Origin of the sequence: Streptomyces scopuliridis RB72 (assembly GCF_000718095.1) — a bacterium.
GTDB classification, from domain to species: Bacteria; Actinomycetota; Actinomycetes; order Streptomycetales; family Streptomycetaceae; genus Streptomyces; species Streptomyces scopuliridis.
Genome location: NZ_JOEI01000009.1, coordinates 198,986 through 213,916 on the forward strand (window position 1 = coordinate 198,986; position 14,931 = coordinate 213,916).

The following is a 14,931-nucleotide window of genomic DNA, read 5'->3' on the forward strand; positions in this document are numbered from 1 at the left end:
GCCGATGAAGGGCAGCAGACTTATGTCGAGATCGACTGGCACCGGGCGGCGACTGACGAGGGTGCTCCTCGCGGGCGCCCTGGCCACCGCCGGACTCACCGGCCTCTCCGCCGGTACGGCGCAGGCCGCAGGCGAGCAGGTCAACATCTGGCTGACGACCACCGACGACAGCGGAGGACGCCATGTCACCCGCGGTCTCCAGCAGCAGACCCCCGTCACCTTCCAGCCGGGCAACGGCGGCAGCGGTACGAACGTCAGCGTCGACGAAGGCACGCGCTATCAGACCTTCACCGGCGGCGGCGCCTCCTTCACGGACACCGCGGCCTGGCTGATGAAGGGCAGCGGGGCGCTCTCCCAGGCGACCCGTGACGACACGATGAAGAAGCTCTTCTCCCCCACCGAGGGCATCGGGCTCTCCTTCATCCGCAACCCCATGGGCGGTTCCGACCTCGCCCGCTTCGGCTACACGTACGACGACATTCCGGCGGGCCAGACCGATCCCGGCCTCGCGCGGTTCTCCATCGCGCACGATCTGGCCGATGTGCTGCCGCTGACCAAGCAGGCCAAGCAGCTCAACCCGGCGCTGACGACCATGGCCTCGCCGTGGACGGCGCCGGCCTGGATGAAGGACAACGGCCAGCTCAACGGCGGCTGGCTGAAGGCGGAGGACTACGGCACATACGCCGACTACTTCGTGAAGTATCTCCAGGCCTATCGCGACCAGGGCGTCCCGGTCGACTATGTCTCGGTGCAGAACGAGCCGACCTGCTGCGCCGGATACCCGTCGATGAGCTGGAACGGCTCGGGTCTCGCGTACTTCACCAAGAACGAACTGCTGCCCAAGCTCCAGGGCGCGGGGCTGTCCTCCAAGGTGCTGGCACACGACTGGAACTGGGACACGTACGACGCGTACGCGGCCGAGACCGTGAACGACGCGGCCGTCCGTAACCACCCCAACTTCGGCGGCGTCGCCTGGCACGGCTACGGCGGCAATGTCCAGAAGCAGACGGACGTCCACAATCAGTACCCGCAGCTGAACGCTTTCCAGACCGAGCACTCGGGCGGCACCTGGATCGCCAACCAGCAGCGCGAGGACATGGCGAACATCATCGACTACACCCGCAACTGGGCGAAGTCGGTGACGAAGTGGTCGCTGGCGGTGGACCAGAACCGCGGCCCGCACAACGGCGGCTGCGGCACCTGCGACGGGCTGATCACGGTCCACAACGGGGACGGCAGGCACGGCCAGGTCGACTACACCATCGAGTACTACACGATGGGTCATCTCACGAAGTTCGTGAAGCCGGGCGCGGAGCGCATCGCCTCCACCGCCGGCACCGCGGTGTCCAATGTGGCCTGGCGCAACCCGGACGGCTCCAAGGCGCTGATCGCGTACAACGACGCGTCGGCCGCCCGTGAGCTGCGGGTCAACTGGGGCGGGCAGAACTTCAGTTACTCCCTGCCCGGCAAGACCTCGGCGACCTTCACCTGGTCGGGCACCCAGTCCGGCGGTGGCGGCACCGGCACCTCGGGCACCTTCACCGGGCTCGGCGGCAAGTGCCTGGACGTGGCGGGCGGCGCGAGCGCCAACGGGACGGCCGTCCAGCTCTACGACTGCAACGGCTCGACGGCCCAGCGCTGGACGGTCGGCACGGACTCGACGATCAGGTCCCTCGGCAAGTGCCTGGACGTGACGTCGGCGTCGACGGCGAACGGCGCCCAGGTGCAGTTGTACGACTGCAACGGGAGCGGTGCCCAGCAGTGGACGTACAACGCCGGGACCGGTGACATCGTCAACACCCCGGCGGACAAGTGCCTTGATGTGACGAACAATTCCCCGGTCAACGGCGCCCGCGCCCAGATCTGGACCTGCACCGGAGCCGCCAACCAGAAGTGGCGGCTCCAGAGCTGAGTCCAGGGAGCCCGAGCGGCCGGGGCGGACCGCGCGGAGGGGGTGACTACTCCGCCGGTTCGACCCCGGCCCGCAGCAGTCCATAGGTGTACGCGTCCTCCAGCGCCTGCCAGGAGGCCGCGATCACATTCTCGGCGACCCCGACCGTGGACCAGTCGCCGACCCCGTCCCCGGTGGTGATCAGCACGCGGGTGGTGGACTCCGTACCGTGCCTGCCTTCCAGGATGCGGACCTTGTAGTCCACCAGCTCCAGCTTGGCGAGCTGCGGATAGATCCGCTCCAGACCGACCCGCATGGCCCGGTCCAGGGCGTTGACCGGGCCGTTTCCCTCGGCGGTGGCGACGATCCGCTCGCCCTTGGCCCACAGCTTCACGGTGGCCTCGTTGGCGTGCGTACCGTCGGGCCGGTCCTCGACGATCGCGCGCCAGGACTCCGTACGGAAGTAGCTGCGGGGCCGGCCCTCGACCTCTTCGCGCAGCATCAGCTCGAAGGACGCGTCGGCCGCCTCGTACGTGTACCCCTTGAGCTCGCGCTCCTTGACCCGGCCGACGACGCGGCCGACCAGATCGCGGTCGCCGCTGAGGTCGATGCCCAGCTCCCGGCCCTTGAGTTCGATGGAGGCGCGGCCGGCCATGTCGGAGACGAGCATCCGCATGGTGTTGCCGACCTGCTGGGGGTCGATGTGCTGGTACAGATCGGGATCGACCTTGATCGCGGAGGCGTGGAGTCCGCCCTTGTGCGCGAAGGCGGAGACACCGACGTACGGCTGGTGGGTGGAGGGCGCGAGATTGACGATCTCGGCGATGGCGTGCGAGATCCGGGTCATCTCGGCGAGCGCGCCCTCGGGCAGGACGCGCTTGTCGTACTTCAGCTCCAGCGCGGCGACGACCGGGAAGAGGTTGGCGTTGCCGACGCGCTCGCCGTAGCCGTTGGCCGTGCACTGGACATGGGTGGCGCCGGCGTCGACGGCGGCGAGGGTGTTGGCGACGGCGCAGCCGGTGTCGTCCTGGGCGTGGATGCCGAGCCGGGCGCCGGTGTCGGCGAGCACGGTGGTGACGACGGCCTGGATCTGCGCGGGCAGCATGCCGCCATTGGTGTCGCAGAGGATGACGACATCGGCGCCCGCTTCGGTGGCGGCCCGTACGACGGACTTGGCGTACTCGGGGTTCGCGCGGTAGCCGTCGAAGAAGTGCTCGCAGTCCACGAACACGCGACGGCCCTGTTCGCGCAGGTAGGAGACGGTGTCGCGGACCATCTCGACGTTCTCGTCGAGGGTGGTGCGCAGCGCCAGCTCGACATGGCGGTCATGCGACTTGGCGACCAGCGTGACCACCGGCGCGCCGGACTCGACCAGCGCCCTGACCTGGGGGTCCTCCGCCGCCTTGGCCCCCGGCCTGCGGGTGGAGCCGAAGGCGACGAGCTGGGCGTTCTTGAAGTCGATCTCTTGCTGGGCGCGGGCGAAGAACTCGGTGTCGCGCGGGTTGGCGCCGGGCCAGCCGCCCTCGATGAAGCCCACGCCGAAGTCGTCCAGGTACCGGGCGATGGCCAGCTTGTCGGCGACGGTCAGATTGATGCCTTCGCGCTGGGCGCCATCGCGCAGCGTGGTGTCGAAGACATGAAAGCTGTCGTCTTTCGCCGTGGGCCCTGTGGACTCAGTGGTCATGGTGTGTAGCTCCTGTCGAGTGGAAGGACTGGCTCCACTTGCCCCCATCATCGCTCGCGCCTCGTCTCCGGCGAGGGTGGGGCCGGAAAACGAAAAAACCCCTCGCGGGTGCGAGAGGTCTGCGCGCGGGTCTGGGGCACGGTGGCCGCGCCGTACGTGGTGGTACGAGGCGGTCACTGCGGACCGGCGCGCTTGCTGCCGATAATCATGGCGAACGAGAGCACACGGCGATTTTCGCATGTCTGGCGTTCCGGGGAAGGCCCGTCTCACGATGCGGTCGGGACGCATGTGCGGTGCGTGACGAAAGCGCGCCATGGAACGTACGAAAAGGGGCCCGCCGGAGGCCCGGCGGAGGCCCACGCCCGGGCGCGGGCCTCCGCGGTCGTCCTCAGGTCAGGCGCCGTCAGCCCAGCTCGTGCATCCAGCCGTGGGTGTCGGCCGTCCGGCCCGTCTGGATGTCCAGCAGGGCCTCGCGCAGCTTCAGCGTGACCTCACCCGGCTCACCACCCGACTGGGTCCACTCGCCGCTTGTCGACTTGACCACACCGACCGGGGTGATCACCGCGGCCGTACCGCAGGCGAAGACCTCGGTGAGCGTGCCGTTCTCGGTGTCGCGGCGCCAGTCCTCCTTGGAGATCCGGCCCTCCTCCGAGCGGTAGCCGAGGTCGGCCGCCAGGCTCAGCAGCGAGTCACGGGTGACGCCCGCCAGCAGGGAGCCGGTCAGCTCGGGGGTGACGATGCGGTCGCCGTACACGAAGTACAGGTTCATCCCGCCCAGTTCCTCGACCCAGCGGTGCTCCAGCGCGTCCAGGTAGACGACCTGGTCGCAGCCCTTCTCGGCCGCCTCGGCCTGGGCGAGCAGGGACGCCGCGTAGTTGCCGCCGGTCTTGGCGAAGCCGATGCCGCCCGGCACCGCGCGGACGTAGTTCTCCGAGAGCCAGACCGAGACCGGCTTCACCCCGCCGGGGAAGTACGCGCCCGCGGGCGAGGCGATGACCAGGAACAGATACTCGTTCGCCGGCCGCACCCCGAGACCGACCTCGGCCGCGATCATGAACGGCCGCAGATAGAGGGACGCCTCCCCGCCGTGCGCGGGCACCCATGCCTTGTCCTGCTGGACCAGCGCGTCGCACGCGGCGATGAAGGTCTCGACGGGCAGCTCCGGCATGGCGAGCCGGCGGGCCGAGGACCGGAAGCGCTCGGCGTTGGACTCGGGACGGAAGGTGGCGACCGAGCCGTCCGGGCGGCGGTAGGCCTTGAGCCCCTCGAAGATCTCCTGCGCGTAGTGCAGGGTCATGTTCGCCGGGTCGAGTGAGAGGGGCCCGTACGGCACGAGCTGAGCGTCGTGCCAGCCGCGTCCCTCCGTCCACCGGATCGTCACCATGTTGTCGGTGAAGTGGCGGCCGAACCCCGGGTTGGCCAGGATCGCCTCGCGCTCCGCGTCGGACAGCGGGTTCGAGGAGGGCTTGAGTTCGATCGTGGGCGTGGTCATGAATACTCGTCCTTCACCGGTTGATGTGACGGACCGCGTTCACGCCGCTACTGCTACTAGGACGTCCGAGCATTCCCGCATACCGCGGCCCACGCCGATTATCGCGCGGGTGGGACGGGCGCATGAAACGGGGTGAAAGCGGCCCTTGGATGATGGTGGCACCCGGTGGCCGCAAAAGAACAGCCGCCGGGCTCGAAGACCCGGCGGCTGTGAGGAGTCGACGGGTCAGCTCGCTACTCGTACGGCGAGCGCGTCACCGATCTGGTCGGTCGTGCGCGCGGTGGCCGCCGTACCGTCACGCCCGGCGAGATCGGCCGCGACGGCCTCTTCCACCCGGACGGCCTCGGCGTCGAAGCCGAGGTGTCGCAGCAGCAGGGCGACGGAGAGGATCGTGGCCGTGGGGTCGGCCTTCCCCTGGCCCGCGATGTCCGGCGCCGACCCGTGGACCGGCTCGAACATGGACGGGAACGTACGGTCCGGATTGATGTTCGCGGACGCGGCCAGGCCGATTCCGCCGGTCACGGCGGCGGCCAGGTCGGTGAGGATGTCACCGAAGAGGTTGTCGGTGACGATCACGTCGAAGCGGTCGGGCTGGGTGACGAAGAAGATCGTCGCGGCGTCGACATGCAGATAGTCGGTGGCGACGTCGGGGTACTCCTGGCCCACGCGGTCGAAGATGTTCTTCCACATGTGGCCGGCGTAGACGAGGACGTTGTTCTTGTGGACCAGCGTCAGCTTCTTGCGCGGACGGGAGTTGGCGCGCTCGTACGCGTCACGGACGACCCGCTCCACGCCGTACGCCGTATTGAGGCTCACTTCGGTGGCCACCTCGGCGGGCGTGCCCGTACGCAGCGAACCTCCGTTGCCGGTGTACGGACCCTCGGTGCCCTCGCGGACGACGACGAAGTCGATGTCCGGGCGGCCCGCCAGCGGCGTGGCCGTGCTGGGGAAGAGCTTCGACGGCCGCAGGTTCACATAGTGGTCGAAGGCGAAGCGCAGCTTGAGCAGCAGCCCGCGCTCCAGGACGCCGGACGGTACGGTCGGGTCGCCGATCGCGCCGAGCAGGATCGCGTCATGCCCCTTGAGGGCTTCCAGCTCCGCGTCCGGGAGGGTCTCCCCGGTGCGGTGCCAGCGGCTCGCGCCGAGGTCGTACTCCTTGGTCTCCAGCTTCACATCCTGGGGAAGGACGGCGCTCAGGACCTTCAGGCCCTGGGCCACGACCTCCTGGCCGATGCCGTCACCGGGGATCACTGCGAGATTGAGGCTGCGAGACATGGAGGCACCCTATCCTCCGTCCCAGTGCATGACATCGCGTGTCCATTCTGTGGACACATTGCGAATCAGTCGTCGATTGGACGCCCGCGATACATGCATGTGACACCCACCGGTGCCACGGTCGGCACATGGAAACTCCCCGCGTCGGGATTCCCGACCATCTCGCCTCCCGTATGACCATGCCGGAGCAGCACGCGTATCTGCGCGAAAAGATCGGCCGACGCGGCCTCCTGCGCGCGGGCACGCTCGCCGCCGGGACGGTGGCGGGCGCCGGTCTGCTCGGCTCCAGCTCCGCCACCGCGGGGGCCACCACGGCCACCGCCCCCGCCTTCCTGCCCTCGTCGGCCGCCGTCCGGGTCGACGGCTCGCTGGTGGCCCCGTTCGGCCGGCATCTGGCCTTCGGCGCCGACCCGAAGACCATGATGTCGGTCTCCTGGCAGGTGCCGTTCGCGGTGAAGAACCCCTACGTCCGGGTCGGTCTGAAGCCCTGGGACCTGAGCCAGCGGATCAAGGCGGAGGTGCGGTCGCTGCACACCCCGTCGCTGTCGGCCAAGCTGCCCGCGGTCGACCAGTACTACCTGCATGTCTCGCTGGAGCGCCTGCGCCCCGGGACCACGTACTACTACGGCGTGGGACACGACGGCTTCGACCCGGCGGACGCGCGCAATCTGGGCACGGTCGGCACCTTCCGTACCGCTCCCGCGCGCGCCGAGTCGTTCGTCTTCACCGCCTTCGGCGACCAGGGCGTCTCGTACGACGCCCTCGCCAACGACCAGGTGATCCTGGGCCAGAACCCGGTCTTCCATCTGCACGCGGGGGACATCTGCTACGCCGACAGCAGCGGCCAGGGGCTGCCCGCGGACACCTATGACGCGCGGGTCTGGGACCAGTTCCTGGCGCAGACCGAGTCGGTGGCCTCGCGGGTGCCGTGGATGGTGACCACCGGCAACCACGACATGGAGGCGTGGTACTCCCCCGACGGCTACGGCGGCCAGAACGCGCGCTGGTCCCTGCCGGGCGGCGGACTCGATCCCGTGAAGTCGCCGGGCGTCTACTCGTTCACGTACGGCAATGTCGGCGTCGTCGCCCTCGACGCGAACGATGTCTCCCACGAGATCCGCGCCAACACCGGTTACACCGACGGCGCCCAGACCCGCTGGCTGGACCGGCGGCTCGGCGAGCTGCGCGCGCACAAGGACATCGACTTCATCGTGGTGTTCTTCCACCACTGCGCCTTCTCCACCACGAACGCGCACGCCTCGGACGGCGGGGTGCGCGACGCGTGGGTGCCGCTCTTCGACAAGCACCGCGTCGATCTGGTCGTCAACGGCCACAACCATGTGTACGAGCGGACCGACGCGCTGCGCGCCGGCGGTGTCACGCGCCGGGTGCCGGTCGGCGAGTCGGTCAGTTCGGTGCGCGACGGCATCGTGTACGTCACGGCGGGCGGTGCGGGCAAGGCGCTGTACAACTTCCCGGTGCCGGACAGTTACGAGGGCCATGTCGCCGAGGTCGAGAGCGTGCCCTCGTACCACTGGGAGCAGGGCGGCGCCAAGGCCACCGAGACCGTGGAGTGGTCGCGCGTGCGCTACACCGGGTTCTCCTTCCTCGCCGTCGAGGTGACGACGGGGCACCGCCCGGCGCTCAAGGTCTCCGCGCTCGCCGAGAGCGGCGAGCGCGTGGACCACTTCACCATCACGCGCTGACGCCCGCGCCGGCCGGTCAGCGGCCGGCGCGGTTCAGTGACCGGTCGAGCCGCCGTTGTCCCTGCGGTCGAGAGCGCGCTGCAGGGCGGCGGCGGCGTTCTTGCGGTCGGATTCGCTGGTGCGGGGGGTGTGACGGACACGGCGGCGGACAGTCGTCTCGGCCATGGTGATCGACTCCTTGAGATAGCTGAGCCACGCGGCGTGGCGGCGTGGCGCACTGCCGGGAGGGGCACGGCCGGAAGGGGCGGGGGCATACGCGACAGGGGTTGCCTGCGTGGGGGCGCGTGCCAACGACCGCCATTCGCTCGATGGAGCGAGACGTTCGGCTCATTCCAAGCTAAGCGAGGATCACCGCTCTGTCTCCACGATTACTCGGACTTCCTACTATCTGAGACGGTGATCACTCCGACCTGCGGAAACGCGCCGTGGGTCACAGGACATCGCCGTCGCGCCAGTCGAAGATCAGCGGGGCGTCGCCGCCGGGGGACGCGGATCCCGGCAGGGGCCGCCCCGCCGCCGGACGCAGATACGTGGAGCCCTCCTCGTCCGGCAGCCGTACCACTCCCGCAGGCCCCAGCGTCTCGATCCGGTGCGGCCAGGGCTGCCAGCCGCGCGCCCGGTAGAGCAGCGCCCCGTCGGCCGAGGCGGACAGCGCCCCGGCGGCGTACGCGCCGTCGATCACCCGCTCCAGCGCCGCCATCACCCGGCCGCCCAGCCCCCGCCTGCGCCGGTCGGGCCGTACGCCCACGGCCTCGACATAGCCGATGCGGTAGGAGCGGCCGTCGTGCAGCACCCGGCGCTGGACCACACTGCCGTGGGCGAGAATCGCGCCGTCCGTGTCCTGTACGAGGGCGTGCACACCGCCGAGCCCGTGGTCCCAGTCCTCGTCGGCGAAGTCGCCCTCGAAGGCGGCGTCCAACAGGGCCCGGATCTCGGCGAGTTCGGCCGGGGAGAGCTCGAAGGTGTGGGCGGTGCGCAGGATCTCCGTCATGGGCGCCACTCTGCCAGGAGGCCGGTGCCCCCGGGCATGGAGCCGCCCCCGGGCCGGCGAAGGGGGGCGGCCGGTACGGGGGCGGAGTCTGGTGGAGTTGACGGACCGTCAGCCCATGTGCGGGTAGCGGTAGTCCGTCGGCGGGACGAGCGTCTCCTTGATGGCGCGGGTCAGCGTCCAGCGCATCAGGTTCTGCGGGGCGCCCGCCTTGTCGTTGGTGCCGGACGCGCGGCCGCCGCCGAAGGGCTGCTGGCCGACGACGGCGCCGGTCGACTTGTCGTTGATGTAGAAGTTGCCCGCCGCGTAGCGCAGCTTCTCCATCGCGTCGGCCGCGGCGGCGCGGTCACCGGCGATGATCGAGCCGGTCAGGGCGTACGCCGACACGGACTCCATCTGGGCGAGCACCGTCTCGTAGTCGGCGTCGTCGTAGACATGCACCGCGAGGATCGGGCCGAAGTACTCGGTCGTGAAGACCTCGTTCTCCGGGTCGGTGCAGACGATGACGGTCGGCCGGACGAAGTAACCGACGGAGTCGTCGTATGTACCGCCCGCGACGATCGTGCACGTCGGGTCGGCGGCGGCGCGGTCGATGGCGGCCTTGTTCTTGGCGAAGGCGCGCTCGTCGATGACGGCGCCGATGAAGTTCGACAGATCGGTGACATCGCCCATGGCGATCCCGTCGACCTCGGCCGCGAACTCCTCCTTGAACCCGTCGTTCCAGATCGACGCCGGGACATAGGCGCGCGAGGAGGCGGAGCACTTCTGGCCCTGGTACTCGAAGGAGCCCCGGGTCAGCGCTGTCCTGAGGACCGCGCGGTCGGCGCTCGGGTGGGCGACGACGAAGTCCTTGCCGCCGGTCTCGCCGACGATCCGCGGGTAGGAGCGGTACTTCTCGATGTTGGTGCCGACGGTCTTCCACAGGTGCTGGAAGGTCCGGGTCGAACCGGTGAAGTGGATGCCCGCCAGCTCGCGGTGGTTCAGGGCCACCTCGGAGACGGCGATGCCGTCGCCCGTCACCAGGTTGATGACGCCCTTGGGCAGGCCGGCCTCCTCCAGCAGCTCCATCAGCAGCACGGCCGCGAGGGTCTGCGTCGGCGACGGCTTCCAGACCACGACATTGCCCATGAGCGCGGGCGCGGTCGGCAGGTTGCCCGCGATCGCCGTGAAGTTGAACGGCGTGATCGCGTAGACGAAGCCTTCGAGCGGCCGGTGGTCCAGCCGGTTCCAGACGCCGGGCGAGTTGGCCGGCGGCTGCTCGGCGAGCAAATCACGGGCGTACTTGACGTTGAAGCGCCAGAAGTCGACCAGCTCGCAGGGGGTGTCGATCTCGGCCTGCTGGGCGGTCTTCGACTGGCCGAGCATGGTCGCGGCGGCCAGCGTCTCGCGCCACGGTCCCGCGAGCAGTTCGGCGGCGCGCAGGATGATCGCGGCGCGGTCGTCGAAGGACATCGCGCGCCAGCCGGGGGCGGCGGCCAGGGCGGCGTCGATCGCGTCGCGCGCGTCCTGCTGGGTGGCGCCGGCGAACGTACCGAGCACGGCCCGGTGGTTGTGCGGCTGTACGACCTCGACGCGCTCGCCCCCGCCCATCCGCTTCTCGCCACCGATCGTCATCGGCAGATCGACGGGGTTCTCGGCCAGCTCCTTGAGCTTGACCTCAAGACGGGCCAGCTCCGGGGAACCCGGGGCGTAGCCGTGCACCGGCTCGTTGACCGGCGCGGGAACCTGGGTCACAGCGTCCATGGGTGCCGAATCTCCTTCATCAGTAGGTCAGGGACGGTCGGTTTCGGTGCCGGCGGCTCAGCCGCGGCTGACCAGCGAACGCAGGAAGAACGCGAGGTTCGCGGGGCGCTCGGCGAGGCGGCGCATGAAATATCCGTACCAGTCGGTGCCGTACGCGATGTAGACACGCATCCGGTGTCCCTCGGCGGCCAGCCGGTCCTGCTCGGCCTCCCGGATGCCGTACAGCATCTGGAACTCGTACTCATCGAGCTTACGTCCGGCGCGGAGGGCGAGGTTCTGGGTGATCGCGATGAGGCGTGGGTCGTGGGAGCCGACCATCGGGTAGCCGCCGCCGTTCATCAGGATCCTGAGGCAGCGGACATACGCCCGGTCGACCTCCCTCTTGTCCTGGTACGCGACGGAGGCGGGCTCCTTGTAGGCGCCCTTGACGAGCCGCACGCGCGAGCCGGCCTCGGCGAGCGCCCGGCAGTCCTCCTCGGTGCGGAAGAGGTACGACTGGACGACGGCCCCGGTCTGCGGGAAGCGCTCGCGCAGCTCGCCGTGGATGGCGAGTGTCGAGTCGATGGTGGTGTGGTCCTCCATGTCGAGGGTGACCGTGGTGCCGATCTCGGCGGCGGCCTCGACAACGGCGGTGACGTTCTTCAGCGCGAGATCGTGTCCGCCGGGCAGCGCCTGCCCGAAGGAGGAGAGCTTGACCGACATCTCGGCGCGGACGCCCAGCTCCAGCGGGGCGAGGGCCTCGATCAGCCGCAGATACGCGTCACGGGCGGCCAGCGCCTCGGTCGGGTCGGTGATGTCCTCGCCGAGGACGTCGAGGGTGACCTCCAGACCACGGCCGGCCATGCTCTCGATCACCGGGACCGTCTCCTCGACCGACTCACCGGCGATGAAACGGTTCACCACGGGCTTGGTGACCGGGGCGGCCGAGACGACACGGCGCATTCTGTCGCTCCGCGACGCGGCAAGGATCACGGGACCCAGCACGGGGCACCTCCACGGTGAGATCGAGAGAGCCGCGACCGAACATCCGCGAAACAGAAGCGATCAGTTCAGTACGGCAAGGCGAACCACTGTGAAACCTAAGGATCGGCCCGATCCTCTGCCATCGACAGCTGTCACGCATCCGTGGTCCGGATCTCAGACATCTGTCTGAAAGCAGTGGGAGAATGTCCGAGTGAAGGACGATTATCAGGAGCTGGTCGACGAGATCTCGGCGCTGCTCGGTGTCCCCGCGACGCTGGAGAACCGGGACTTCGGGCTGATCGCCTTCGGCGCGCACGACAGCGAGGACGACACGGCCATGGACCCGGTCAGGACGCGCTCGATCCTGACCAGGAAGTCCACCCCGGCGGTCCGCGCCTGGTTCGAGGGCTTCGGCATCACCCGCGCGACGGAACCGGTCCGGATCCCCGCCGCCCCGGACGCGGGCGTCTTCCGTGGCCGGATCTGTCTGCCCGTACGGCACCGGGGCACGGTGCTCGGCTACGTCTGGCTGCTCGACGACTCCGACCCGGGACCGAGCGCCTCCCGGCTCGCGGCGGCCATGGAGGTGACCTCGCGGATCGGCGATCTGCTCGCCGACGAGGTGCGGGCGGGCGCGGATCTGGCCCGCGAGCTGCGCGCCGTACTGACGGCGGAGCCGGGCTGGCAGCGGGACATGGCGCTGGCGGCGCTGCGCGCGGCGCTGGGGCCGAGCGCGGACGGATCGCATGTGGTGCTCTGCGTGGCGCCCTGGCGCGGTGAGGAACCACGGGTACGGGCGGTGCCGGGGACGGCGGCGCTGTGCGTACTGCCGTACGGGGCGGGCCCGGCGGCCGGCCAGGCGGCCGGGCGTCTTAACGGCTCATCGGCAGGCGCGATGACGGGCTCGGTGAACGGCTCGGGCGAGACGGACACGCTGGCGCTGCTCGTACGGCTCCGCTCGCCGGACGCGCTCGCGCCCGTCCTCACGGCCGTGGCCCGGCTGCGCGAGGACGCGGTCCCGGGGGCCGCCGCCGGCTCCTCCGCGCCGCGCCGCGGTCTGGCCGAGCTGACCGCGGCCTGGCACGAGGCGGTGTCGGCGGCCCGCGCCTCGGTCGCCCAGCCCCGCTTCGGCCCGGTGGCGCGGTGGACGTCGATCGGCCCGTACCGTCTGCTGACCGCGCTCCCCACCGAGCCCGACCCCGTGATCCGGCCGCTGCTGGACCCCGTACACGCCGAACTGGCCCACACCGCCGAGGTGTTCCTCGACCATGCGGGCCAGGCGGGACGGACGGCCTCGGCTCTCGGCGTCCACCGTCAGACGCTCTACTACCGGCTCTCCCGGATCGAGCAGCTGACGGGTCTGGAGCTGGACGACGGCGAGGACCGGCTGCTTCTCCATATGGCCCTGAAGGCGACCCGGCTCTGACAACCGGGCCGCCTTCAGGTCCGCCGAACGGGACCTAGTGCCGCGACCGGCAATGTTTGCCCCGAGCGTGCGTGATGGGCGGCGTGACGGGGCAAAGCTTGCCGGTCGCGGCACTAGTCGGTCAGGTCCACCGAACGCGCCGAGGCCGCGCCGATCTCCGCCGAGATCTCCGCCAGCACGGCCGGCGGTACGTTGTCGTCGACGGTGAGCACGACCAGCGCCTCGCCGCCCTCCTCCGCCCGCGAGACCTGCATCCCCGCGATATTGAGCCCGGCCTCGCCGAGGATCCGGCCGACCGTGCCGACCACACCGGGGCGGTCCTCGTAGCGCAGCACGATCATGTGCTCGGCCAGCGCCAGCTCCACGTCGTACTCACCGATCCCGACGATCTTCTGGAGGTGCTTGGGCCCGGCCAGCGTGCCGGAGACCGAGACCTCCTCGCCACCGGAGAGCGTGCCGCGGACGGTCACCACATTGCGGTGGTTCGGGGACTCGCTGGAGGTGGTCAGCCGGACCTCGACGCCACGCTCCTGCGCGAACAGCGGGGCGTTGACATACGACACGGTCTCGGCGACGACATCCTCGAACACGCCCTTGAGCGCGGAGAGTTCGAGCACCTTCACATCGTGCTGGGTGATCTCGCCGTACACCTCGACATCGAGCCGGACCGCGACCTCGCCCGCGAGGGCGGTGAAGATCCGGCCGAGCTTCTCGGCGAGTGGCAGGCCCGGACGTACGTCCTCGGCGATGACCCCGCCCTGGACGTTGACCGCGTCCGGCACCAGCTCGCCCGCGAGCGCGAGCCGTACGGACCTGGCGACCGCGATGCCCGCCTTCTCCTGCGCCTCGTCGGTGGACGCGCCGAGGTGCGGGGTGCAGACGACCTGGTCGAACTGGAACAGCGGGGAGTCCGTGCAGGGCTCCTTGGAGTACACGTCCAGACCGGCGCCGGCGACCCGGCCCTCCTTGAGCGCGGAGGCGAGCGCCTCCTCGTCCACGATCCCGCCGCGCGCGGCGTTGACGATCCGCACCGTCGGCTTGACCTTGTGCAGCGCCTCGTCGCCGATCAGACCCAGCGTCTCGGGGGTCTTCGGCAGGTGCACGGTGATGAAGTCCGACACCTCCAGCAGCTCGTCGAGCGTCAGCAGCTTGACGCCCATCTGCGCGGCGCGGGCCGGCTGCACGTAGGGGTCGTACGCGACGATCTTCATGCCGAAGGCGGACATACGCTGGGCGACCAGCACGCCGATGCGGCCGAGGCCGACGACGCCGAGCGTCTTCTCGCTCAGCTCGACGCCCGTGTACTTGGAGCGCTTCCACTCGCCGTTCTTGAGGGCGGTATTGGCCTGCGGGATATGGCGCGCGGTGGCGACCAGCAGACCGCAGGCCAGCTCGGCGGCGGTGACGATGTTCGAGGTCGGCGCGTTCACGACCATCACGCCGGCCTTCGTGGCGGCGGACACGTCCACGTTGTCGAGGCCGACGCCCGCGCGGGCGACCACCCTCAGCTTGCCCGCGGCGGCGATGGCCTCCGCGTCGACCTTGGTCGCGGAGCGGACCAGGATCGCGTCCACGCCGGCGATGGCGGGCAGCAGCTCCGCGCGGTCGGCGCCGTTGCAGTGCCGGATCTCGAAGTCCGGACCGAGCGCGTCGACGGTGGCGGGCGAAAGCTCTTCAGCGATGAGTACGACAGGTTTCGAGCTCACGTGAGTCCTCACAAGTCCCATTGCGGACGGCCGTCCCGACGGCCGCATGCGGTGGAG

Annotated in this window: 11 protein-coding genes; 3 read left to right on the top strand and 8 right to left on the bottom strand. The window is 69.9% G+C overall.

What is annotated here, in order from left to right; translation table 11 throughout:
• Window positions 1-22: 22 nt before the first annotated feature.
• Window positions 23-1,912, top strand: a complete 1,890-nt coding sequence (locus IF11_RS0113570; protein WP_030351806.1) for a ricin-type beta-trefoil lectin domain protein — start codon at window positions 23-25, stop codon at window positions 1,910-1,912.
• 46 nt (window positions 1,913-1,958) lie between these two features.
• Here the strand turns inward: IF11_RS0113570 and cimA are convergent, their stop codons facing one another.
• The 3 genes from cimA to IF11_RS0113585 form a co-directional block, all read right to left on the bottom strand.
• Window positions 1,959-3,575: a citramalate synthase gene (gene cimA, locus IF11_RS0113575; RefSeq protein WP_030351807.1), complete on the bottom strand. Its 1,617-nt coding sequence runs from the start codon at window positions 3,573-3,575 to the stop codon at window positions 1,959-1,961.
• Between the two features lie 403 nt (window positions 3,576-3,978).
• Window positions 3,979-5,067: a branched-chain amino acid aminotransferase gene (locus IF11_RS0113580; protein WP_030351808.1), complete on the bottom strand. Its 1,089-nt coding sequence runs from the start codon at window positions 5,065-5,067 to the stop codon at window positions 3,979-3,981.
• A gap of 225 nt (window positions 5,068-5,292) precedes the next feature.
• Complete coding sequence (locus IF11_RS0113585; RefSeq protein WP_030351809.1) at window positions 5,293-6,342, bottom strand: 3-isopropylmalate dehydrogenase; 1,050 nt, start codon at window positions 6,340-6,342, stop codon at window positions 5,293-5,295.
• A gap of 128 nt (window positions 6,343-6,470) precedes the next feature.
• Between IF11_RS0113585 and IF11_RS0113590 the strand changes: the two genes are divergently transcribed.
• Complete coding sequence (locus tag IF11_RS0113590) at window positions 6,471-8,048, top strand: purple acid phosphatase family protein (protein ID WP_030351810.1); 1,578 nt, start codon at window positions 6,471-6,473, stop codon at window positions 8,046-8,048.
• Between the two features lie 33 nt (window positions 8,049-8,081).
• Here the strand turns inward: IF11_RS0113590 and IF11_RS42705 are convergent, their stop codons facing one another.
• From IF11_RS42705 to IF11_RS0113610, 4 genes are all read right to left on the bottom strand, one after another.
• Window positions 8,082-8,213, bottom strand: coding sequence for a hypothetical protein (locus IF11_RS42705; protein ID WP_106979167.1), 132 nt, complete (start codon window positions 8,211-8,213; stop codon window positions 8,082-8,084).
• A 265-nt stretch (window positions 8,214-8,478) separates the two neighbouring features.
• Entirely contained in the window at window positions 8,479-9,039 is a 561-nt protein-coding gene (locus IF11_RS0113600; protein WP_030351811.1) for a GNAT family N-acetyltransferase, read from the bottom strand.
• Between the two features lie 108 nt (window positions 9,040-9,147).
• Window positions 9,148-10,779: an L-glutamate gamma-semialdehyde dehydrogenase gene (gene pruA / locus IF11_RS0113605; RefSeq protein ID WP_030351812.1), complete on the bottom strand. Its 1,632-nt coding sequence runs from the start codon at window positions 10,777-10,779 to the stop codon at window positions 9,148-9,150.
• A 57-nt stretch (window positions 10,780-10,836) separates the two neighbouring features.
• The gene (locus tag IF11_RS0113610) at window positions 10,837-11,763 is read right to left on the bottom strand and encodes a proline dehydrogenase family protein (RefSeq protein WP_030351813.1); all 927 of its coding nucleotides are present in this window, start codon (window positions 11,761-11,763) and stop codon (window positions 10,837-10,839) included.
• A gap of 190 nt (window positions 11,764-11,953) precedes the next feature.
• On the opposite strand from IF11_RS0113610, the gene IF11_RS0113615 reads away from it, so the two are divergent.
• Window positions 11,954-13,168: a PucR family transcriptional regulator gene (locus tag IF11_RS0113615; protein ID WP_030351814.1), complete on the top strand. Its 1,215-nt coding sequence runs from the start codon at window positions 11,954-11,956 to the stop codon at window positions 13,166-13,168.
• Window positions 13,169-13,281: 113 nt separating this feature from the next.
• On the opposite strand, the gene serA is transcribed toward IF11_RS0113615, so the two are convergent.
• Window positions 13,282-14,874 (bottom strand): phosphoglycerate dehydrogenase, encoded by a 1,593-nt coding sequence (serA, locus tag IF11_RS0113620; RefSeq protein WP_030351815.1) that lies wholly within the window; start codon window positions 14,872-14,874, stop codon window positions 13,282-13,284.
• Window positions 14,875-14,931 lie beyond the last annotated feature (57 nt).

What these genes read in the sequence shown, in the direction of transcription:
- IF11_RS0113570 (WP_030351806.1), top strand. Translation starts at nt 23, where the DNA reads ATGTCGAGATCGACTGGCACCGGGCGGCGACTGACGAGGGTGCTCCTC.
- cimA (WP_030351807.1), bottom strand. Translation starts at nt 3,575, where the DNA reads ATGACCACTGAGTCCACAGGGCCCACGGCGAAAGACGACAGCTTTCAT.
- IF11_RS0113580 (WP_030351808.1), bottom strand. Translation starts at nt 5,067, where the DNA reads ATGACCACGCCCACGATCGAACTCAAGCCCTCCTCGAACCCGCTGTCC.
- IF11_RS0113585 (WP_030351809.1), bottom strand. Translation starts at nt 6,342, where the DNA reads ATGTCTCGCAGCCTCAATCTCGCAGTGATCCCCGGTGACGGCATCGGC.
- IF11_RS0113590 (WP_030351810.1), top strand. Translation starts at nt 6,471, where the DNA reads ATGGAAACTCCCCGCGTCGGGATTCCCGACCATCTCGCCTCCCGTATG.
- IF11_RS42705 (WP_106979167.1), bottom strand. Translation starts at nt 8,213, where the DNA reads ATGGCCGAGACGACTGTCCGCCGCCGTGTCCGTCACACCCCCCGCACC.
- IF11_RS0113600 (WP_030351811.1), bottom strand. Translation starts at nt 9,039, where the DNA reads ATGACGGAGATCCTGCGCACCGCCCACACCTTCGAGCTCTCCCCGGCC.
- pruA (WP_030351812.1), bottom strand. Translation starts at nt 10,779, where the DNA reads ATGGACGCTGTGACCCAGGTTCCCGCGCCGGTCAACGAGCCGGTGCAC.